This is a genomic window from Pseudonocardia sp. P-1, from assembly GCF_058111925.1.
Window position 1 is genome coordinate 1,870,467 of sequence record NZ_CM176614.1, and the last position, 19,187, is coordinate 1,889,653.

The 19,187-nt window shown below is 74.3% G+C and carries 19 protein-coding genes; 14 read left to right on the forward strand and 5 right to left on the reverse strand.

Going from position 1 to position 19,187, the window contains the following annotated elements:
- The first annotated feature begins 52 nt into the window (after window positions 1-52).
- The 4 genes from AC0GKK_RS08935 (at window position 53) to AC0GKK_RS08950 (ending at window position 3,662) form a co-directional block, all read left to right on the forward strand.
- The gene (locus AC0GKK_RS08935; protein WP_251785386.1) at window positions 53-1,483 is read left to right on the forward strand and encodes an NAD(P)/FAD-dependent oxidoreductase; all 1,431 of its coding nucleotides are present in this window, start codon (window positions 53-55) and stop codon (window positions 1,481-1,483) included.
- Window positions 1,484-1,574: 91 nt separating this feature from the next.
- Window positions 1,575-2,018 carry a nuclear transport factor 2 family protein gene (locus tag AC0GKK_RS08940; protein WP_251785388.1) on the forward strand — a complete coding sequence of 148 codons (444 nt, stop codon included), beginning with the start codon at window positions 1,575-1,577 and terminating at the stop codon, window positions 2,016-2,018.
- Between the two features lie 247 nt (window positions 2,019-2,265).
- Window positions 2,266-2,577 (forward strand): integration host factor, actinobacterial type, encoded by a 312-nt coding sequence (gene mihF / locus AC0GKK_RS08945; protein WP_020621796.1) that lies wholly within the window; start codon window positions 2,266-2,268, stop codon window positions 2,575-2,577.
- Between the two features lie 119 nt (window positions 2,578-2,696).
- Window positions 2,697-3,662 (forward strand): alpha/beta fold hydrolase, encoded by a 966-nt coding sequence (locus tag AC0GKK_RS08950; protein ID WP_489883583.1) that lies wholly within the window; start codon window positions 2,697-2,699, stop codon window positions 3,660-3,662.
- Here the strand turns inward: AC0GKK_RS08950 and AC0GKK_RS08955 are convergent.
- Entirely contained in the window at window positions 3,644-4,342 is a 699-nt protein-coding gene (locus tag AC0GKK_RS08955; RefSeq protein ID WP_489883584.1) for a response regulator, read from the reverse strand. The two genes, AC0GKK_RS08950 and AC0GKK_RS08955, sit on opposite strands and share 19 nt — an antisense overlap.
- Complete coding sequence (locus AC0GKK_RS08960; protein WP_405418872.1) at window positions 4,339-5,967, reverse strand: sensor histidine kinase; 1,629 nt, start codon at window positions 5,965-5,967, stop codon at window positions 4,339-4,341. The genes AC0GKK_RS08955 and AC0GKK_RS08960 overlap by 4 nt, the downstream gene beginning before the upstream one ends.
- A 216-nt stretch (window positions 5,968-6,183) precedes the next feature.
- On the opposite strand from AC0GKK_RS08960, the gene AC0GKK_RS08965 reads away from it, so the two are divergent.
- From AC0GKK_RS08965 to AC0GKK_RS08990, 6 genes are all read left to right on the forward strand, one after another.
- The gene (locus AC0GKK_RS08965; RefSeq protein ID WP_489884000.1) at window positions 6,184-7,146 is read left to right on the forward strand and encodes a Bug family tripartite tricarboxylate transporter substrate binding protein; all 963 of its coding nucleotides are present in this window, start codon (window positions 6,184-6,186) and stop codon (window positions 7,144-7,146) included.
- 224 nt (window positions 7,147-7,370) lie between these two features.
- The gene (locus AC0GKK_RS08970; RefSeq protein WP_251785395.1) at window positions 7,371-8,333 is read left to right on the forward strand and encodes a Bug family tripartite tricarboxylate transporter substrate binding protein; all 963 of its coding nucleotides are present in this window, start codon (window positions 7,371-7,373) and stop codon (window positions 8,331-8,333) included.
- Window positions 8,330-8,854 (forward strand): tripartite tricarboxylate transporter TctB family protein, encoded by a 525-nt coding sequence (locus AC0GKK_RS08975; RefSeq protein WP_251785397.1) that lies wholly within the window; start codon window positions 8,330-8,332, stop codon window positions 8,852-8,854. Before AC0GKK_RS08970 ends, AC0GKK_RS08975 begins: the two co-directional genes overlap by 4 nt.
- Complete coding sequence (locus AC0GKK_RS08980) at window positions 8,854-10,362, forward strand: tripartite tricarboxylate transporter permease (protein WP_489883585.1); 1,509 nt, start codon at window positions 8,854-8,856, stop codon at window positions 10,360-10,362. The genes AC0GKK_RS08975 and AC0GKK_RS08980 overlap by 1 nt, the downstream gene beginning before the upstream one ends.
- Window positions 10,363-10,519: 157 nt before the next feature.
- A complete protein-coding gene (locus AC0GKK_RS08985) occupies window positions 10,520-10,894 on the forward strand; it encodes an HD domain-containing protein (protein ID WP_405418878.1) in 375 nt (124 codons plus the stop codon).
- Window positions 10,895-11,049: 155 nt separating this feature from the next.
- Window positions 11,050-11,202: a hypothetical protein gene (locus AC0GKK_RS08990; protein WP_489883586.1), complete on the forward strand. Its 153-nt coding sequence runs from the start codon at window positions 11,050-11,052 to the stop codon at window positions 11,200-11,202.
- Here the strand turns inward: AC0GKK_RS08990 and AC0GKK_RS08995 are convergent.
- The gene (locus AC0GKK_RS08995) at window positions 11,199-12,785 is read right to left on the reverse strand and encodes an AMP-binding protein (RefSeq protein ID WP_489883587.1); all 1,587 of its coding nucleotides are present in this window, start codon (window positions 12,783-12,785) and stop codon (window positions 11,199-11,201) included. The genes AC0GKK_RS08990 and AC0GKK_RS08995 overlap by 4 nt on opposite strands.
- Window positions 12,785-13,936 (reverse strand): acyl-CoA dehydrogenase family protein, encoded by a 1,152-nt coding sequence (locus tag AC0GKK_RS09000; RefSeq protein WP_062400804.1) that lies wholly within the window; start codon window positions 13,934-13,936, stop codon window positions 12,785-12,787. Before AC0GKK_RS09000 ends, AC0GKK_RS08995 begins: the two co-directional genes overlap by 1 nt.
- 67 nt (window positions 13,937-14,003) lie before the next feature.
- Here AC0GKK_RS09000 and AC0GKK_RS09005 point away from each other — a divergent pair, with 67 nt between their 5' ends.
- From AC0GKK_RS09005 to AC0GKK_RS09020, 4 genes are all read left to right on the forward strand, one after another.
- Window positions 14,004-14,618: a TetR/AcrR family transcriptional regulator gene (locus tag AC0GKK_RS09005; RefSeq protein ID WP_062400803.1), complete on the forward strand. Its 615-nt coding sequence runs from the start codon at window positions 14,004-14,006 to the stop codon at window positions 14,616-14,618.
- A gap of 267 nt (window positions 14,619-14,885) precedes the next feature.
- Window positions 14,886-16,004 carry a dimethylsulfone monooxygenase SfnG gene (gene sfnG, locus AC0GKK_RS09010; protein ID WP_405421565.1) on the forward strand — a complete coding sequence of 373 codons (1,119 nt, stop codon included), beginning with the start codon at window positions 14,886-14,888 and terminating at the stop codon, window positions 16,002-16,004.
- Between the two features lie 147 nt (window positions 16,005-16,151).
- Entirely contained in the window at window positions 16,152-16,223 is a 72-nt protein-coding gene (locus AC0GKK_RS09015; protein ID WP_350590274.1) for a putative leader peptide, read from the forward strand.
- Window positions 16,224-16,417: 194 nt separating this feature from the next.
- Entirely contained in the window at window positions 16,418-17,656 is a 1,239-nt protein-coding gene (locus tag AC0GKK_RS09020; RefSeq protein ID WP_489883588.1) for an acyl-CoA dehydrogenase family protein, read from the forward strand.
- 97 nt (window positions 17,657-17,753) lie between these two features.
- On the opposite strand, the gene AC0GKK_RS09025 is transcribed toward AC0GKK_RS09020, so the two are convergent.
- Entirely contained in the window at window positions 17,754-19,067 is a 1,314-nt protein-coding gene (locus tag AC0GKK_RS09025) for a TMEM165/GDT1 family protein (protein WP_489883589.1), read from the reverse strand.
- Between the last annotated feature and the right edge of the window lie 120 nt (window positions 19,068-19,187).

Here is a 19,187-nt window from a genome sequence, read left to right on the forward strand (position 1 = left end):
GCAGGTGCGCGGTGATGCCGCGCCAGGACCGACCGACAAGGGGCGGACTCAGGTGAGCACGGCAGAGCACGACGAGCGGCAGGGCCGGCACAAGGTCGTGATCGTCGGCGGAGGGTTCGGCGGTGTGCAGGCCGCCAAGGCGCTCAAGGGCGCCGATGTCGACGTGACGATCGTCGACCGCACGAACCACCACCTCTTCCAGCCGCTGCTCTACCAGGTCGCGACGGGCATCCTGTCCCCCGGCCTGATCGCCCCGGCCCTGCGCCGGGTGCTGAAGAAGCAGAGCAACGTCCGCACCCTGCTCGCCGAGGTCGGCGACATCGACCTCGAGGCCAAGGTCGTCCACGCGGCCGCGCCGGACGGGCAGCGGATCGTGCTGCCCTACGACACCCTCGTCGTCGCCGCGGGCGCCACGCACGCCTACTTCGGGCACCCGGAGTGGGCCGAGCACGCGCCCGGCATGAAGTCGATCGAGGACGCCCGGCTGCTGCGCTCGCGCATCCTGGGTGCCTACGAGCTCGCCGAGGTCGCGACGACCGAGGAGGAGAAGCAGGCGTGGATGACCTTCGTGGTCGTCGGCGCCGGCCCCACCGGCGTCGAGCTCGCCGGTCAGCTCGCCGAGCTGGCGCAGTACGTGCTGCCGCGTGAGTACCGGTCGATCGACACCCGCTCCGCGCGGATCATCCTGCTCGACGCGGCGCCGGCGGTGCTCCCGCCGTTCGCGAAGAAGCTGCAGAACTACACGCGCAAGACGCTGGAGAAGAAGGGTATCGAGGTCCGCCTGAACACCATGGCGACCGGGATGGACGCCGACTCCATCACGGTGAAGGGCCCGAACGGCGAGGAGCGCATCACCGCCCGCACCAAGGTGTGGGCCGCGGGCGTCCAGGCGTCGCCGCTGGGCGAGCTGCTGGCGAAGGCCTCCGGCGGCGAGGTGGACCGCGCGGGCCGTCTCACCGTGGACCCGGACTGCAGCCTGCCGGACCGCCGCGACGTGTTCGCGATCGGCGACATGGTCTCCACCATCGACCGGCTGCCCGGCGTCGCGCAGGTCGCGATGCAGCAGGGCACCTACGTCGGCAAGCTGATCAAGGCACGGGCGAAGGGCGACGACACCACCCCGGCCCCGTTCAAGTACTTCGACAAGGGCTCGATGGCCACCATCGGCGCCCGCGAGGCCGTCGCCGACGTCCGCGGCATCAAGCTCACCGGCTGGCTCGGGTACTTCATCTGGTGCTACGTGCACGTGATGTTCCTGATCGGCTGGGGCAACCGCTTCGGCACGCTCTACAACTGGCTGCGGTCGCTGCGCTACGCCCGCTTCCGCGGGCACCGGCTGATCAGCGTCACCGCCTCCTACGACAAGGCGGTCGACCCGGAGAAGCCGCTGGGCGAGAAGACCGACGAGCGCGCCGAGCTGGACCCGCGGGTCTCGCCCGGCACGCCGCCCGCGCCCGAGGAGCGCCCGGCCGCCACGGCCTGAGCCGGCCACGCACCACGACCGACGCCCGGGGGCACGTGCCCCCGGGCGTCGTCGCGTGCGCGGGTGGGCCGGGGCGTGGCACCGTGATCCGGTGACCCCGGCGATGCAGGTCCTGATGCGCGACATCGCACGGCTCTGGGACACCGCGGCCGACGCGCTCTACGCGGCGGGCGACCCCGGCCCGGCGACGGCCGCGCTGGCCACCGACGTGAGCTGGACCGAGCTGCCGACCGGCGCCGGGGGCCACGGCCGGGACGCGGTCGCCGCGCACCTGGCCGCCCTCGCGGCGGCCCGGCCGTCCGGGCTGACCCGGACCCGGGTGTCGCGCACCGTCGACGTCCGCCGGGTGGTCGACGAGGTCCGCGTCGGCTTCACCCACGACCGGGAGCTGCCGTGGCTGGTGCCCGGGCTCGCCCCCACCGGACGCGCGGCGGAGGTGCTGGCGGTGCAGCTGGTGCGGGTGCGGCAGGGCCGGATCGACGAGGTCCGGACCCTCTGGGACGTCACGGGACTGCGCTCCGTGCTCGAACGGTGAGCCCATCGTCACCGCTTCCGCGCTTTCATGCCGCTGACCTGCGGCAACAGCCCCGACCCCGCGCCGTGCGACGGGCGGTCGCCCGGGTGCGGTGAGCCGCGCCACGGACGGCCCCGAACAGGGCCGACACGCCCTGAGGAGGGGGTTCCCGCAGGTCGTGGCGATGTCTCTGCCAGTCTGTACCGCGATCGGAGATGGCAGTCCACCCCGGTGAGCGGGGTGCGTGAACCGAGAGGAGTTGTCAGCGATGGCTCTGCCCACCCTGACCCCGGAGCAGCGCGCCGAGGCGCTCAAGAAGGCGGCTGCGGCCCGTACCGCCCGCAAGGAGCTCCGCGACAAGATCGCCAGCGGCGAGGAGACCATCCCCGCGGTGCTGGGTCGCGCGAAGACCGACCAGATCGTCGGGAAGACCAAGGTCGCGGACCTGCTCAAGAGCGTCCCGGGCTGGGGCCCGGCGAAGGTCTCCAAGGTGATGGAGGAGGCCGGCATCGACGTGTCGCGCCGTGCCGCCGGCCTCGGCGACCGTCAGCGCGCCGCGCTGATCGAGAAGGTCGGCTGACCTTCCCCCAGCTCCTCGCGACGGCCCGGTACGCACACTGTGCGGACCGGGCCGTCGCGCGTTCCGGGTAGGGCCCGGTCGGCGGAGGCGGGTCGTCACCGGTCTGGCAGCCTGCGCATGTGGAGATCGCCGGCACCGTACGCGAGGTCGAGACCGAGCCGGGCGTGACCCTCTGGGTGCAGGACCTGCCCGCACACCGGCCGACGCCGGCGGCGCCGGTGCTGCTGGTGAACGGGGCGGGCTCGGCCGGGTACGGCTGGCCGGACGCGCTGGTCGAGGTGCTGCGCGAGCGGCACCGGGTGGTCCGCTACGACCATCGCGACACCGGCCGTTCAACCCACGCGTTCGAGGACCGGCCCTACGCCGTCGCCGACCTGGCGACCGACGCACTCGCGGTGCTCGACGGCTGCGGGATCGACCGGGCGCACCTGGTCGGGATGTCGATGGGCGGGACGCTGGTCCAGCTGCTCGCGCTCGACGCGCCGCACCGCATGGTCAGCGCGACGCTGCTGTGCACCGCGGCGCTCGACACCGGCGACGCCGACCTGCCCGGCCCGACCCGGGACGTGCAGCGGATGTGGCAGGAGCTGGGCGACCCGCGTGACGAGGCCGGGGAGCTGGCCTGGCGGGTCGAGTACTGGCGACGCGTCTCCGGCGGGGTGCTGCCGTTCGACACCGCGGAGTTCGCCGCGCGGGAGCGGCGGATCATGGGCCACACCGGGCGGGTCGAGCCGTGCACCGCGCACGCCCAGGCCGATCCCGACGGTCTGGACCGCGGCGCCGAGCTGGGCTCGGTCACGGTGCCGACGCTCGTCGTCGAGGCGCCGGAGGACCCGGTGCACCCGCCGCCGCACGCCGACCACCTGGCGGCGCGGATCGGGGCGGCCGCGCAGCTGGTCACGGTGGACGGGATGGGGCACGCGCTGCCGGACCTGCTGTGCGAGCCGATCGCGGCGGTGCTGCTGGAGCACGCCGCCGAGGCCGAGGAGGCGGAGGCCGACCCGGCGGCACCGCAGGCGGAGACCGAGCCGGCGGCGCCGCACGCGGAGGCGCTGCGGGGGGCCGGTCAGCCGACCCAGCGGTAGCGGCGCTCCGGACGGCCGGTGCCGCCGTAGCGCAGCCGTACGGTGACCTGCCCGGTCGACACGAAGTGCTCCAGGTAGCGGCGTGCGCTGACCCGGGACAGCCGGGTGGCCTCGGCGCACTCGGTCGCCGACAGGTCCGCCTCCGCATCGGTCCCCGAGTGCTCGCGCAGGGTGCCCGCGACGAGCTCCGCGGTCGGGGTGGTCAGCCCCTTCGGCATCCGTTCCGGGCCGCCGGGGGTGCGGGCCGGGGCGGCGCCGGTGCCGCCGAAGAGCCGGTCGATGTCGGACTGGTCGCGGACCCGGTCCAGGTCGCGCCGGATCCGCGTCGCGCGGTGCACCTGGGCGGCGAGCGCGGCGGAGTCGAACGGCTTGACGAGGTAGTGCAGCGCGCCGCCGTGCAGGGCGGCGGCGACCGTGCCGGAGTCGTCGGCGGCGGTCACGACCAGCACGAACGGGTCGTCGGCGGCCCCGGTGCGCAGCCGCGTCAGCACCTCCAGGCCGGACATGTCGGGGAGGTAGACGTCGAGCAGCACCAGCTCCGGGCGGAGCCGGGCGGCGGCGTCGAGGGCGTCGGCGCCGTTGTGCGCGACGCCGACCACGGTGCAGCCCTCGATCCGCTCCACGTAGCCGGAGTGGACCTTCGCGACCATGAAGTCGTCGTCGACGACCAGGACCCTCACACCCGCACCCCCGTCGGCGCCACCGGCAGCACCGCCTCGAACACCGCACCGACCCGGCCCGCCGGCGCCGGCCGCACCGCGATGGTGCCACCCCGGCGCAGACACGCCTGCCGGGCCAGGGCCAGGCCGAGCCCGCGGCCGCCGATCTCGGCGGCCTTGGTCGAGTAGCCGGCCCGGAACACCTCCTCGGCCAGCTCGGAGGCGATCCCGGGGCCGGAGTCGCGGACCTCGACCCAGACCTCGTCGCCGTCGGTGTCGCCGCCGCCGGCGAGCCCGATCTCGATCCGTCGCGGGCCGTCCCGCCCGGCGGTCGCGTCGATCGCGTTGTCGATCAGGTTGCCGAGCACGGTCACGAGGTCGGCGGACAGGTCCGGGTCGTGGTCGGGGTCGGTCGGGTCGAGCCGGGACTCCGGGTCCAGGGCCAGCTCGACGCCGCGCTCGGCGGCCTGGCTGTTCTTCGCGACGAGCAGCGCGGCCGTCGCCGGGTCGCCGACGCTGGCGGTGACCTCGCGGCGCCACCCCTCCGAGGCGGCGACGATGCCGGCGACGAACCGGCGCACCTCGTCGTGCTCGCCGAGCTCGGTGAGCCCGGCGATGGTGTGCAGCCGGTTGGAGAACTCGTGGGCCTGGGCGCGCAGGGTGTCGGTGACGGTGTGCGAGGCGTCGAGCCGGTGCTGCAGGGTGGTGAGCTCGGTGCGGTCCCGCAGGGTGACCACGGCGCCCACGTCGCGGCCGTCGACGCGGACCGGGCGGCGGTTGAGCACCAGGGCCCGGGTGTCGCGCAGCACGAGCTGGTCCTCGCCGTCGGCGGCACCGGTGAGGACCTCGCGGAGCCGGTCGTCGAGGCCGAGGTCGGCGACGGCGTCGCCCTCGCGGGCACCGGGCAGCTCCAGCAGCTCGCGGGCGACCGGGTTGAGCAGGGTGATCCGGTCGGCGGTGTCCAGCCCGACCACGCCCTCCTTGATGCCGAGCAGCATCGCCTCGCGGCGCTGCACCAGCTCGACGATCTCGTCGGGCTCCAGGCCGAGGGTCTGGCGGCGGACCCGCCGGGCGAGCAGCAGCGACCCGAGGACGCCGACGCCCAGGGCCAGCCCCAGCAGCGCGCCGGTCTCCGCGCGGGCCCCGGCGAGGGACTCCCACAGCGACGGGGCGCGGATCCCGGCCGACACCAGCCCGGCGACGGCGCCGCGGTCGTCGATCACCGGCACCTGGGCGACGACGGCGCGCCCGTCGGGGTTGCCGACCCAGGCCCGGCCCTGCGGCGCGGTGCTGGCACCGGGGTCGAACCGCTGCCGGACCCGGGACGGGTCCGGTGAGGTGCGCACGACCAGACCGGCGTCGACGATCTCGATCTCGTCGGCCCCGGACAGGTTCTCCGCGCTGCGGGCGAACGACGGAAGCAGGTCGTAGCGGCGGGTCTGCAACGCCTCGCGCACGGTCGGTACGGACGCGACGTCCTCGGCGACCGACAGCATCCGGCGTCCCTGGGTCTCGCGGAACGACTCCGAGGACTGCACGGCGGCCAGCGCCGCGACCGCGCCGAGCAGCACGACCACGACCACCAGCTGCCAGACGAGGAACTGGCGGGCCAGCGGTCCACCCGTCCCCCCGGCGCGCCGTCGCATGCGCCCAGCGTAGGACGTGCGGCGACGGCGGCGGGCACGCGAGGCGGCGGGGCCACGACGCGTCGCGCGGCTCACCCTCGGTGGACCGGCCCGGCCGCGGACGCGCAGACTCACCGGCGGCGGCACGGCGACGGGCGGGTGGGCATGGCGGGGACGGTGACGCGGCCCGGCGGGGCGCCGATCGCCCGCGGCGCCCGCCGGGGTCCGGTCGTCTCGCTGGTCGTGGTGCTCGTGCTGGCCCTCGCCGCGGTCGTCGTCCCGATCGTGCTGACCGACGGGCCGCGGCCGCTGTCCGACCTGCGCATCCTGGTCCCCAACCCACCCGGCGGCGGCTACGACGTCACCGCCCGCAGCGCGGCCAAGGTGCTGTCCGACACCGGGATCGCCGGCCCGGTCGAGGTGTTCAACCTGTCCGGTGCCGGCGGGATCGCCGGGCTCGGCCGGGTCGAGGGCGAGGCGGGCAACGGCCGGCTCCTGATGAGCATGGGGCTCGGGATCGTCGGGGCGACCGCGTCCCGCGACACCCCGCTCTCGCTCGCCGGCACCACGCCGATCGCGCGGCTGACCGAGGAGTCGGAGATCGTCGTCGTGCCCGCGGACTCGCCCTACCGCGACGTCCGCGCGCTGCTCGACGCCTGGCGCGCCGCCCCCGGCGGGCTCACCGTCGGCGGCGGCTCGAGCGTCGGCGGGCCGGACCACCTCGCCACGATGCTGCTCGCCGAGGGCACCGGCATCGCGCCCGCCCGGGTCCGCTACGTGTCCTACGAGGGCGGGGGTCCGTTGCTCGCGGCGGTGCTGCGCGGCGAGGTGGGCTTCGCGGTGTCCGGGGTGGGCGAGTTCGCCGACCAGATCGGGTCCGGTGACCTGCGGGTGCTCGCGGTGACCGCGGGCGAGCGGGTACCCGGCCTCGACGTGCCGACGCTGCGCGAGTCGGGGGTGGACGTGGAGTTCAGCAACTGGCGCGGGCTGGTCGCGCCGCCCGGGCTGGCCGACGCCGACCGCGCCGCGCTGGCCGACGCCGTGTCCGCGATGCGCGACACCCCCGAGTGGCGGCAGGTGCTGGCTGCGAACGGGTGGCGCGACGCCTGGCTCCCGGGCGCGGACTTCGCCCGGTTCACCGCCGCCGAGAACGAGCGGGTGGAGCACGTCCTGGGCGAGCTGGGGCTGCGGTCACGCTGACCCGCGCGCCCGGGCCGCGGTGACCGTAACGACCACAACGACCGTTGTGGCCGTTACGGAGACATCGGAGGGGTGACTCCGCACACTGCAACGCGTTCGCTTCGCAACGGTGAGATCGGACGCAGATGCCTCAGACGGCTCCTCCACGAACGCAGGACCGGCCCCCGCCGGACGACCCCACGTCGCCCGGGCCGCGGCCCCGGGTCGGACCTCTCCTCGGCACGGTGGTGGCCGTGCTGGCCGCCCTGCTCCTCGTCCCGCCCGCGGTGGGCGCGATCGGCGGCGGCGGCGACGGCACCCAGCTCCGCGGGCTGCGGATGCTGGTCCCGAACGCCCCCGGCGGCGGCTACGACGTCACCGCCCGCAGCGCGGCCAAGGCCATGGAGGACGCCGGGCTGACCGGGTCGGTCGAGGTCTTCAACCTGCCCGGTGCGGGCGGCACGGTCGGGCTCGGCCGGACCGTCAACGAGGCCGGCGACGACCGGCTCGTGATGAGCATGGGCCTGGGCGTGGTCGGGAGCGTGTACTCCAACGACTCGCCGGCCACGCTCGAGCAGACCACACCGATCGCGCGGCTCACCGAGGAGACCGAGATCGTCGTCGTCCCCGGTGACTCGCCCTACCGGAACGTGGGCGACCTGCTGGCCGCCTGGCGGGCGGCCCCCGGGAAGACCCCGGTCGGCGGCGGCTCCTCCCCCGGCGGCCCGGACCACCTGGCCCCGATGCTGATGGCCGAGGGCGCCGGCGTGGACCCGCGCGCGGTCAACTACGTCTCCTACGACGGCGGCGGCGAGCTGCTCGCCGCCGTCCTCGGCGGCAAGGTCGCGTTCGGGGTGTCCGGGCTCGGCGAGTTCGCCGACCAGATCGCCTCGGGCGACCTGCGGGTGCTCGCGGTGACCGCGGGCGAGCGGATCCCCGGCCTCGACGCGCCGACGCTGCGCGAGTCCGGCGTCGACGTCGAGTTCACCAACTGGCGCGGTGTCGTCGCGCCGCCGGGGCTGGACCCCGAGGGCGTCGCCGAGCTGGAGCGCGCCTACGCCGAGCTGCACACGACGCCGGAGTGGCGCGAGGTGCTGGCCCGCAACGGCTGGCAGGACGCGTACCTGCCGGGGCCGGAGTTCGGCCGGTTCCTGGCCGACGAGGACGCCCGCGTCGAGCGGGTACTGACCGGGCTGGGGCTGACGTGACGACCATCGGGGACACCGGGACCGCTCGCTCCTGGTGGAAGGAGCACTCGGAGCTGGGTGTGTCGGTGCTGCTGGCCCTCACCGGCCTGCTGGTGCTGGGCGACACCCTCGCCGAGGGCGGCGGCGGCAGCGCGTCCGACCCGCTCGGACCGCGCACCGTCGCGTTCGTGCTCGGCGCGGCGCTGCTGGTGCTGGCGGCGCTGCTGACCGTCGACGTCCTGCGCGGCGGCCGCGGCGAGGCCGAGGGCGGCGAGGACGTCGACCTCGACACCGCCGTGGACCTGCGCACGGTCGGGATGCTGGCCGGGGTGATCGTCGCGACGGCGGCGCTCATCCCGCTCGCCGGCTGGCCGATCGCCGGGACCGTCCTGTTCGCCGGCGCCACCTACGCGCTCGGCTCGCGCGCGGTGCTCCGCGACCTCGGCATCGCCGCCGCGGTCTCGCTGCTGACCTGGGTGCTGTTCGACGCCGTGCTCGGCGTCGACCTCCCGGGCGGCCCGCTGATGGGGGTGTTCGGCTGATGGGCACGTTCGACCTGCTCATGAACGGGTTCGCGCACGCGCTGACCCCGCAGAACCTGCTGTTCGCCGCGTTCGGGGTGCTGCTCGGCACCGCGATCGGCGTGCTGCCGGGCATCGGCCCGGCGATGGCGGTGGCACTGCTGCTGCCGGTGACCTACGCGTTCGACCCGACCGGTGCGTTCATCATGTTCGCCGGCATCTACTTCGGGGCGATGTTCGGCGGGTCGACGACGTCGATCCTGCTGAACACCCCCGGCGAGTCCGCCTCGGTGATGGCGGCCATCGAGGGCAACCCGATGGCGAAGTCCGGGCGCGGCGCCCAGGCGCTCGCCACCGCCGCGATCGGGCACTTCATCGGCGGCATCGTCGGCGTGACCGGGCTGGTCCTGGTCGCCCCGCTGATCGCCTCGGTGGCCGTCGACATCGGCGCCCCGGACTACTTCGCGATCATGGTCCTGGCCTTCGTCGCGGTCAGCGGCGTGCTGGGCGCCTCGCGGGTCCGCGGGTTCGCCGCGCTCGCCCTGGGCCTCACGATCGGCCTGGTCGGGCTCGACCCGATCTCCGGGCAGCCGCGGCTCACCTTCGGGGTGCCGCAGCTGGCCGACGGCATCGACGTCATCATCGTCGCGGTCGGGCTGTTCGCGATCGGCGAGGCGCTGTGGGTGGCCGCCCACCTGCGACGACGCACGCAGGAGGTCATCCCGGTCGGGCGCCCGTGGCTGGGCCGCGAGGACCTGCGGCGGACCTGGAAGCCGTGGCTGCGCGGCCCGTTCATCGGCTTCGGCTTCGGTTCGATCCCGGCCGGCGGCGCCGAGATGTCGACCTTCATGGCGTACGTGACCGAGCGGAAGCTCTCGAAGCACCCGGAGCAGTTCGGGAAGGGCGCCATCGAGGGCGTCGCCGGGCCGGAGTCCGCGGCCAGCGCGTCGTCGGCGGGGACGCTGGCGACGATGCTGACCCTCGGCCTGCCGACGACGGCGATCGCCGCCGTCATGCTCGCCGCGTTCCAGCAGTTCGGCATCCAGCCCGGCCCGCTGCTGTTCCAGAAGGAGCCGGACCTGGTCTGGACGCTCATCGCGAGCCTGTTCATCGGGCTGGTCATGCTGCTGGTGCTGAACCTTCCGCTGGCCCCGGCCTGGGCGACGCTGCTGCGGATCCCGCGGCCGTACCTCTACGCGGGCATCGTGTTCTTCGCCTGTGTCGGCGCCTACGCGGTGTCCGGCCAGCCGGTCGACCTGCTGGTGCTGCTCGCGATCGGCGGCATCGGGTTCCTGATGCGCCGGTTCGGGCTGCCGGTGCTGCCGGCGATCATCGGCGTCATCCTCGGCCCGGACGCGGAGCTGCAGCTGCGCCGCGCCCTGCAGATCGCCGACGGCGACGTCACGACGCTGGTCTCCACCCCGCTCGCGATCGTCGTGTACTCGCTGATCGCGATCCTGCTGGTCGCCCCGGTCGTGCTCCGCGCGGTCCGCGCCCAGCGGGGTGACCGGGAGTCCGAGACGGTCTGACCCGGTCGGTGCCCCGACACGCCCCGCGGCCGCACCGGCCGCGGGGCGTCGTCGTCCGCGCGGTGATCCGTGCGCCGCGCGCGTCCGGACGCACGCGCGGCACGGATCACCGCGCGCGCAGCGGATCACCCCACGGCGGGTGGGGCAGGATCGGGTCATGGGGTTCGACGCCGCCCGCGCGCTCGCCGAGACGCTGCTGGCCCACCAGCGCCCGGAGCTGTGGGAGCGCGCCCAGCGGGCGGCGATCGCGGCCCGCGCCGCCGCCGAGGACAACGGGCACGACCGGGACCTGCTGATGACGGCCGCGGTGCTGCACCCCATCGGGCACTCGCCGGTCACCCGCCGGACCGGGGACCCGCAGCGCGACGCCGCCCGGTTCCTCGAGGTCCGCGGCTACGACGCGCGGGTCGTCGAGCTCGTCGCCGGGCGCGGCCCGCTCGCCGGTGCGCTGCTCGCCTGCACCGACGCGGCCACCGTCACCCCACCGGATCCGGACGATCCGCCCGCAGGAGCGGCGCCGACGGTGTCGTAGCGCAATCCTGGGCCGGTGGCGATCACCGAGGCCCCGCGGCGGGTCCGCAACCGGGTGGGCTCCTGGCTCCTGCAGGACGCGCACCGTCCCCACCGGCAGGGCCCGCACGCCCGGCCCGAACCGGAGCACCCGCGCCACGCCTGGTGGAAGGTCATGTGCCTGACCGGCGTCGGACCGACGGCAACCCGGTGCGCCACTTCGGCCGGTACCTGTTCACCGGCGTCGGCGAGGTCGCCCCGATCATCCGGGAGATCCTGCGGGAGGCCGGGCCCGACGTGGCCCGGCACCCCGTGGTGCACGTCGGCTAGAGCGGCTCGTAGTGGCCGGCGTGGGTCTCGCGGACGACATTCTTGCGGATCTTCCCGGTCGAGGTGCGCGGCAGCTCGTCGGCGACGATCACCGCCTTCGGGACCTTGTAGGGGTCGAGGTGCCCGCGCAGCGCGGCCAGCAGCGCCTCCGGGTCGACCGTCGCGCCGGGCCGGGGCACGACCACCGCGGTGATCGCCTCGCTCCACCGCTCGTGCGGCAGCCCGACCACGACCACCTCCGCGACGTCCGGTGCGGCCGCGTAGACGGCGCGCTCGACCTCCAGCGAGGCCACGTTCTCGCCTCCCGTCTTGATCACGTCCTTGACCCGGTCGGCGAACCACAGCACGCCGTCCTCGCCGAGCCGGCCGACGTCGCCGGAGTGGAACCAGCCGTGCCGGAACGCCTCGTCGGTCGCGGCGCGGTCGTCGAGGTAGCCGTTCATGGTGGACGGGCCGCGGTAGACGATCTCGCCCTCCTCCCCCGGGCCGAGCAGGGTCCCGCCGGAGTCCATGACCGCGACCCGGACCCCGGTGATCGGGGTGCCGACCGCACCGATGTGGGTCAGCTGGTGCTCGGGACGGAACAGGGTGGTGCACGGGCTCATCTCGGTCTGCCCGAACAGCAGCGCGAAGTCGCAGCCGAAGCCGTCCAGGCAGGCCCGGATCAGCGGCTCGGGCATCGGCGCCATCGCGTACACCGCGCGCCGCAGCGACGACAGGTCCCGCCCGGCGAACGACGGGTGCTCCAGCGCCGCCCGGTACATCATCGGCAGTCCGAACACCTGGGTGATCCGCTCGCGCTCGACGGTGTCGAGGAACGCGGCGGGCTCGAACCCCCGGGAGAGGTGGATCGTCGCCCCGACCAGCACCGCCGGGGTGCAGAACGCGTTGAGCTGCGCGGTGTGGAACATCGGCATCATCGCCAGAAAGCTGTCCGCCGCCGACCAGCCCGAGTCCAGCGCCGCGGAGAACGACTCCAGGGTGACCGCCAGGTGCGAGGTGACGACGCCCTTCGGGAACGACGTCGTCCCCGAGGTGTACAGGTAGGACAGCGGGTCCCGGTCCTCGACCAGCACCTCGACCGGCCCGGCGCCGTCACCTCCCCCGGCCTCGACGTCGGCCAGCGGGACCCCGGCCCCGGCCGGCCCGCCGGTGCCGGGCGCGACGAACACCTCGGTCAGCGCGGGCACCTGCTCCCAGGCCGGCGCGAGCGCCGCGACCAGCTGCGCCTCGACGACGATCCCGCGGGCCCGGGAGTGGCCCAGGACGTAGGCGACCTCGTCCGGGCGCCAGCCCAGGTTCACCGGCACGCAGACCAGGCCGAGGCGGGCGCAGGCGTAGTAGACGGCGAGGAACTCGGCGCTGTTGCCCGAGGCCAGCGCGAGCGCGTCGCCGCGGGTCCAGCCGCGCGCGGCGAGCCCGCGGGCCAGCCGGTCCACCCAGGCGTCCAGCTCGGCGTAGGTCCAGGACCGCTCCCCGTCGACGACGGCGGTCCGCCCCGGCCGGGCGGCGGCGCTGCGGCCGAGCGCGTCGGCGACGTTGACCCGCCCGATCAGGTTCCGGCCGAGCTCGCCGGCACCCATCAGTACGACCTCGGCAGCCCGAGCCCGTGCTGGGCGACGTGGTTGAGGATCATCTCGCGGTTGACCGGCGCGACCTGCATGAGCCGGGCCATCCCCCAGTACGGGATCAGCCCGTATTCGCCGGCCAGACCGTTGCCGCCGTGGGTCTGCATGGCCGCCTCGACGGCGTGCGTCGCCGCCTCCGCCGCCGCGTACTTGGCCATGTTGGACTCCTCGCCCGCGGGCATCCCGCGGTCGTGCAGCCACGCGGCCTTGCGGGTCATCAGCGCCGCGAGCTCGGTCTCGATCCGGGCCCGCGCCAGCGGGTGCGAGACGCCCTGGTGGGCACCGATCGGGGTGTCCCAGACCTGCCGGGTGCGGGCGTAGTCGGCCGCCTTGGCCAGCGCGAACCGGGCGATGCCGACGCCGAGCGCGGCGCCGGTGATCCGCTCGGGGTTGAGCCCGCGGAAGACCTGGCGGAACCCGTCGCCCTCGGCGCCGACCAGGTTGCCCGCCGGGACGCGGACGTCGTCGAAGTGCAGGACGTGCTGCTTGTCCGGGGCGATGAGGTCCACCGGCAGCGGGGTGCGGGTCAGCCCGGGCGAGTCGACCGGCACGACGAACAGGCTCAGGCGCGCCTTCCCGTCCGGCGCCCTCCCGGTCCGCGCGACGACCAGCACGGCCTCGGCGTCGTCGGTGCCGGAGATGTAGTGCTTGGTGCCGGTGAGCACCCAGTCGTCGCCGTCACGGTCGGCGCGGGTCGCCATCCGGTGGGTGTTGGACCCCGCCTCCGGCTCGGTGATCGCGAACACGACCTTGGTCGAGCCGTCGGCGAGCCCGGGCAGCCAGCGACGGCGCAGCTCCTCGGAGCCGAACTCCCCGATCACCTCGGCCGAGATCGCGGCGGACACCAGCACCAGCAGCAGCGGGGCGCCCTGCGCCGCGGCCTCCTCGCAGACGATGGACAGCTCCACGAGCCCGCCGCCACCGCCCCCGTGCTCCTCGGCGACGTTGACGCCCAGGAACCCGGCCTGCCCCATCGCCTTCCACAGCTCGTGGGTGTGCCGGCCCTCCCGGGCACACCGCAGGTAGTACTCGCTGCCGTAGGAGGCCGCGATGGCGCCGACGGCCGCCCGCAGATCGCGTTCCTCGTCGGTCTCGGTGAAGTCCACGCCGACTCCCTAGTGATCCGTTGTTCACTTGTGGCGGACCGTACCGCGCGGATGCGATGCTGGAAAGATGCCGACGCGAACCAGCTCCGGAACCGCGGGACCCCCGCGGCGGCGCGACCCGGAACGCGGGGAGCGGATCCTCGAGGCGGCGGCCCGGCTCGCGGCAGGGCGAGGCTTCCACACCGTCGGGATGGCCGAGATCGGCGCCGAGGCCGGCATCGTCGGGTCCGGGATCTACCGGCACTTCGCCTCCAAGGAGGCCGTCCTGCTCGCCCTGCTCGACCGCGGCATGGCCCGGCTGGAGGCCTCCGCGGCGGCGGCGCTGGCCGCGGGCACGCCCGAGCGCGAGACGCTGACCGTCCTGGTGGCCGACCACATCCGGCTGGTGACCGAGAACCGCACCGAGTTCGCCGTCTACTACGGCGAGGTCCACACCCTGCCCGCCGAGGCCCGCCGCGACCTGCGGCGCCGTCAGCGCCACCACGTCGAGGACTGGGTGCACGTGCTCGCCCCGCTGCGTCCGGACCTGTCCGACGGCGAGCTGCGCGTGCTGGTGCACGCCTGCGTCGGCGCAATCCAGTCGACGCTGTTCTTCCGCAGCGGCCTGGACCAGCACCGGCTCGTGGGGTTGCTCGGCGGGCTGGCGCACGGTCTGCTCGGCGTCGACCCGGTCCACCGGTGAGGACCCGTGGTGATCTCCCCGGCATCCGGTTGACAACGATTCGCACCGCGGGTTCGGTGGAAGCGTGACCGGCTTCCTGCTGACCCGACGCCGTCACGTCGACAACCTCGTCGTCGTGAGCCAGGCCTGTCGCTGATCGCGTCACCGCAGATCCGTTTCCTCCCTCTTTTCTCTTTCCGGCGCCGTCGTGTGCCTGTCTGCCGTGCCCGGCACACCCCCGAGGAGTCTCCCGTGTCCGATGCTCTCGCCACCACGCCCAACACCCGGATCCAGGAGCCGCTGAAGTTCGCGTACTGGGTCCCGAACGTCTCCGGCGGGCTGGTCACCAGCACCATCGAACAGCGCACCGACTGGGGCTTCGAGTACAACAGGAAGCTGGCGCAGACCGCCGAGAACAACGGCTTCGAGTACGCGCTGTCCCAGATCCGCTACATGGCCAGCTACGGCGCCGACCACCAGCACGAGGCCACCGCGTTCTCCCTCGCGCTGGGCCTGGCCACCGAGCGGCTCAAGGTGATCGCCGCCGTCCACCCCGGCCTGTGGGAGCCCTCGGTGCTGGCCAAGTGGGTCGCCACCGCCGACCACCTGACGAACGGCCGGCTCGCGGTCAACATCGTCTCCGGCTGGCTGAAGGCCGAGTTCACCGCGATGGGCCAGCCGTGGCTCGAGCACGACGAGCGCTACCGCCGCAGCAACGAGTTCATCCGGGTGCTGCGCGAGATCTGGACCTCCGACGGCGGCGCCGAGTTCGCCGGCGACTTCTACCGGATCCGCGACTTCGACCTCAAGCCCCGCCCGGTCGAGGTCCCCGGCCGTCCGCACCCGGAGATCTTCCAGGGCGGCAACTCCACCGCGGCCCGCTACAACGGCGGCACCGTGTCGGACTGGTACTTCTCCAACGGCAAGGACTACGACGGCTTCTCCGAGCAGGTCGAGGAGGTCCTCGGCCACGCGAAGACCGCCGAGCGGCTGCAGCCCGTCCGGTTCGGCCTCAACGGCTTCATGATCGCCCGGGACGACGAGAAGGAGGCCCGGGACACCCTGCGCGAGATCATCGAGAAGGCCAACCGGCCCGCCGTCGAGGGCTTCCGCGACGCCGTCCAGCAGGCCGGCAACTCCACCGGCGACAAGCGCGGCATGTGGGCGGACTCGTCGTTCGAGGACCTCGTCCAGTACAACGACGGCTTCAAGACCCAGCTGATCGGCACCCCGGAGCAGATCGCCGACCGCGCGATCGAGTACAAGCGGCGCGGCGCGAACCTGCTGCTGCTCGGCTTCCTGCACTTCCAGGAGGAGGTCGAGTACTTCGGCGCGAAGGTGCTGCCGATCATCCGCGAGAAGGAGGCCGAGCTGGCCGCCCGCGAGCCGCAGCTCACCACCGTCTGAGCGACACCGTCCGCACGGGCCCGGCGCCCGTCGTCGCCGGGCCCGTCCGCGTTCCCGGGGCCCGTCCTGACCGGACATCCCGCGCCGCGTCCCATTCCCGGGAACGTCTCGTTGACTTCCACCGTGATCTCCCCGAACACTGGGGCCGTGCTGTTCACCGAGCTCACCCGTCGACGCCACGTCGACCTCTCGCGTGTGACCTCGTCGCTCTGTCGCTGACCGGCATCCCCGCGGAGCAGGCTCCCTGACCTGCGCCGCGGCCGGCGACCCCGGTCGCCGGTGACCGCCCCGACAGTTCCCTCCCGTCCGGGCCCACCGTTCCTCCGCCGATCCGGTGCGCATTCCCGCGCGTATCCGCCGCATCGTGCGCCGCCGCGCCCGGACACCTTTCTCCGACGACGAGGAGACACACCGTGACCACGACCGAGAACCGTTCCGAGCCCACCACCGTCGAGTCGCTCGACTGGTCCACCACGCCCACCGACGCCCCGGGCTGGCTGGCCCGGGCCCGCGACGTCCGCCGTGTCCTGGAGCGTGACGCCGCGGCCCGCGACCGGGCGGGCGCCACCCCGCACGACGAGGTCGCCCTGCTCAAGGACTCCGGCCTGGTCACCATCCTGGGGCCGGTCGAGCACGGGGGCGGCGGACAGGAGTGGCCGCTGGCCTACCGGGTGATCCGCGAGGTCGCGGCGGGCGACGGCTCCATCGGCCAGCTGCTCGGCTACCACCTGCTCTGGTTCTGGGCCGCCCGGCTGGTCGGGACGCCCGAGCAGATCGCGGCGGTCGAGGCCGACGCCACCCGCAACCGCTGGTTCTTCGGGGGCGCGGTCAACCCGCGCGACGCCGAGCTGACCATCCGCGACGAGGGCGACGAGCTCGTCTACTCCGGCCGCAAGTCCTTCTCCACCGGCAGCAGGGTCTCCGACGTCACCGTGCTGGAGGGGGTGATCGAGGGGACCGACACCCACGTCTTCGCCATCGTGCCGAGCCACCAGGAGGGCATCGTCTTCGGCGACGACTGGGACAACATCGGCCAGCGCCTCACCGAGTCCGGCAGCGTCACGATCACCGACGTCCGGGTGCCGTGGGCGGCGGCCGCCGGGTTCACCGACAGGGTGTTCACGCCGCGGGTCTACAACACGCTCAACGTGCCGATCATCCAGCTCGTCTTCGTGGAGTTCTACCTCGGGATCGCCCGCGGGGCGCTCGAGACCGCGGCGCGCTTCACCCGCGAGCGGACCCGGCCGTGGCTCCACGGCGGCCACGAGCGTGCCGTCGACGAGCCCTACCAGCTCGACCTCTACGGCGACCTGCACGCGAAGCTGTGGGCGGTGGAGGCGCTGGCCGACGCCGTCGCGCAGGAGCAGCAGGCGATCCACCGTGACGCCGACGGCGTCACCGCCGAGCAGCGCGGCCGGCACGAGGTGCGGGTCGCCGCGGTGAAGGCGCGTGCCACCGACGTCGCGCTGGAGATCACCTCGGGGATCTTCGAGGGCCTCGGGGCCCGCGCGACGACCACGGAGCTGGGCTTCGACCGGTTCTGGCGCAACGTCCGCACGCACACCCTCCACGACCCGGTCGCCTACAAGCGGCGCGAGGTCGGGGCGTGGGTGCTGCGCGACGAGCTGCCCGAGCCGACCTGGTACTCCTGACCCGCCTGCGGACCCCGGTCCCCCCGGACGACACCGCCCGCCCCGGTCGCGCCGGGGCGGGCGGTGTCGTCGCCGCAGTGGCGTCGCGGCGGGCCGCTCAGCCGACGGTCGTGCGGTCGCCCTCACCCGCGGGGGTGCGGTCGGCGCGGACCCGCGGGAGGAACCGGCCGGTCCGGGCGCGGTACTCGTCGTACTCGGCGCCCAGTGCGCTGCCCAGGCCGGGCTCGTAGACCGCACGGGCCTGGATCTGCACCGCGACCAGGATCAGCACCCCGGCGAGCACGCCGAGCAGGGTCGGGGCCATGAACAGCATCCCGGCGCACCCGACGATCAGGCCCGTCAGGGCGGGGTTGCGGACGCGGCGGTAGATCCCGCCGGTGGCGAGCACCGGGCGTCGTGCGGCGTCCGGGTCACCGGCCGCGGCCGCTCCGGCCTCGGTGGCCGAGCGGCGCCACACCGTGCCGAGCTGCAGCATCGCGACCGCGACGACGGCGAAACCGAGCAGCAGCAGCCCCGCCCCGACGACGGCGACCGCCGGCCGGGCCAGCACCGAGATCGGCTGCAGCACGTCGAGGGCGACCAGCAGCGGCGCACCGAACCCGAGCACCGCGGCCAGCACGAACAGCGTGCGGGCCCACCAGGCCGGGCTGCCCGGGGTCCGGGCGACGTCGAGCCTGCGCTCCCCGCGGGCGCGGTGCGCACGACCGCGGAACCACAGCCCGGCGCCGACGGCGAGGGCCCCCAGCACCAGCGCGGCCCAGCCGAGCCCGTGGTGCCCGCCGACGTCGACCACGCGGCCCCAGGCGTCCTCGCCCCACACCTGCGGGACGGCCTCGTAGAGCAGCCAGGCGCCGAAGACGAAGAACATCACCGCGGCGCCGACCGAGATGGCCCGCTCCGGGAGCCGCTTGCCGAGCTGACGCCCGACGACGATGGCCAGCCCGTCCGCGGCGACCATGCCGACCGTGGACCCGGCCCAGATGCCGATCGACCCGGCGAGGGTGCCGTGCTGGGCGGCCAGGGTGATCGTCGCGAGCATCGTCTTGTCACCGAGCTCGGCGAGGAAGAACGCGACCGACGCGGCGACGACGGCGGACCCGCCGGCCCGCTTGGCCTTCGCCTCCTCGTCCTCGGAGAGGCTGTCGCCGCGCAGTGTCCAGGCACCGAACGCCAGGAACGCGACCGCGGCGACCAGCGCGATCCAGCCGGTCGGGATCGACGCGCCCAGGCCGTAGCCGACGGCGACCGACACGAGGTGGGTCACCGAGGTGGCGATCGTGATCCCGATCAGGACCGGGACCGCGTTGAAGCGCGTCGCGAACGTGAGGGCCATGAGCTGCGACTTGTCGCCCAGCTCGGCCACGAAGATCACGCCGAAGCTGATCGCGAACGCGATCAGGAATCCGTCCATGTCCATCCCTCGATCTCGACCGGACCGAGGTTGGGGTGCCCTCGACCCGGTGTATCCGGATCGAAGGTCTCGCTCGCCTGGTGGTGGTCAGGCCGCTGCACCCGGGTCGGCCGTCGGAGT

Bases quoted from the DNA above. Each gene is read 5' to 3' on its own strand.
- mihF (WP_020621796.1), top strand. From the start codon at position 2,266: ATGGCTCTGCCCACCCTGACCCCGGAGCAGCGCGCCGAGGCGCTCAAG.
- AC0GKK_RS08960 (WP_405418872.1), bottom strand. From the start codon at position 5,967: ATGCGACGGCGCGCCGGGGGGACGGGTGGACCGCTGGCCCGCCAGTTC.
- AC0GKK_RS08980 (WP_489883585.1), top strand. From the start codon at position 8,854: ATGGGCACGTTCGACCTGCTCATGAACGGGTTCGCGCACGCGCTGACC.
- AC0GKK_RS08985 (WP_405418878.1), top strand. From the start codon at position 10,520: ATGGGGTTCGACGCCGCCCGCGCGCTCGCCGAGACGCTGCTGGCCCAC.
- AC0GKK_RS08995 (WP_489883587.1), bottom strand. From the start codon at position 12,785: ATGGGTGCCGGCGAGCTCGGCCGGAACCTGATCGGGCGGGTCAACGTC.
- AC0GKK_RS09005 (WP_062400803.1), top strand. From the start codon at position 14,004: ATGCCGACGCGAACCAGCTCCGGAACCGCGGGACCCCCGCGGCGGCGC.
- AC0GKK_RS09025 (WP_489883589.1), bottom strand. From the start codon at position 19,067: ATGGACGGATTCCTGATCGCGTTCGCGATCAGCTTCGGCGTGATCTTC.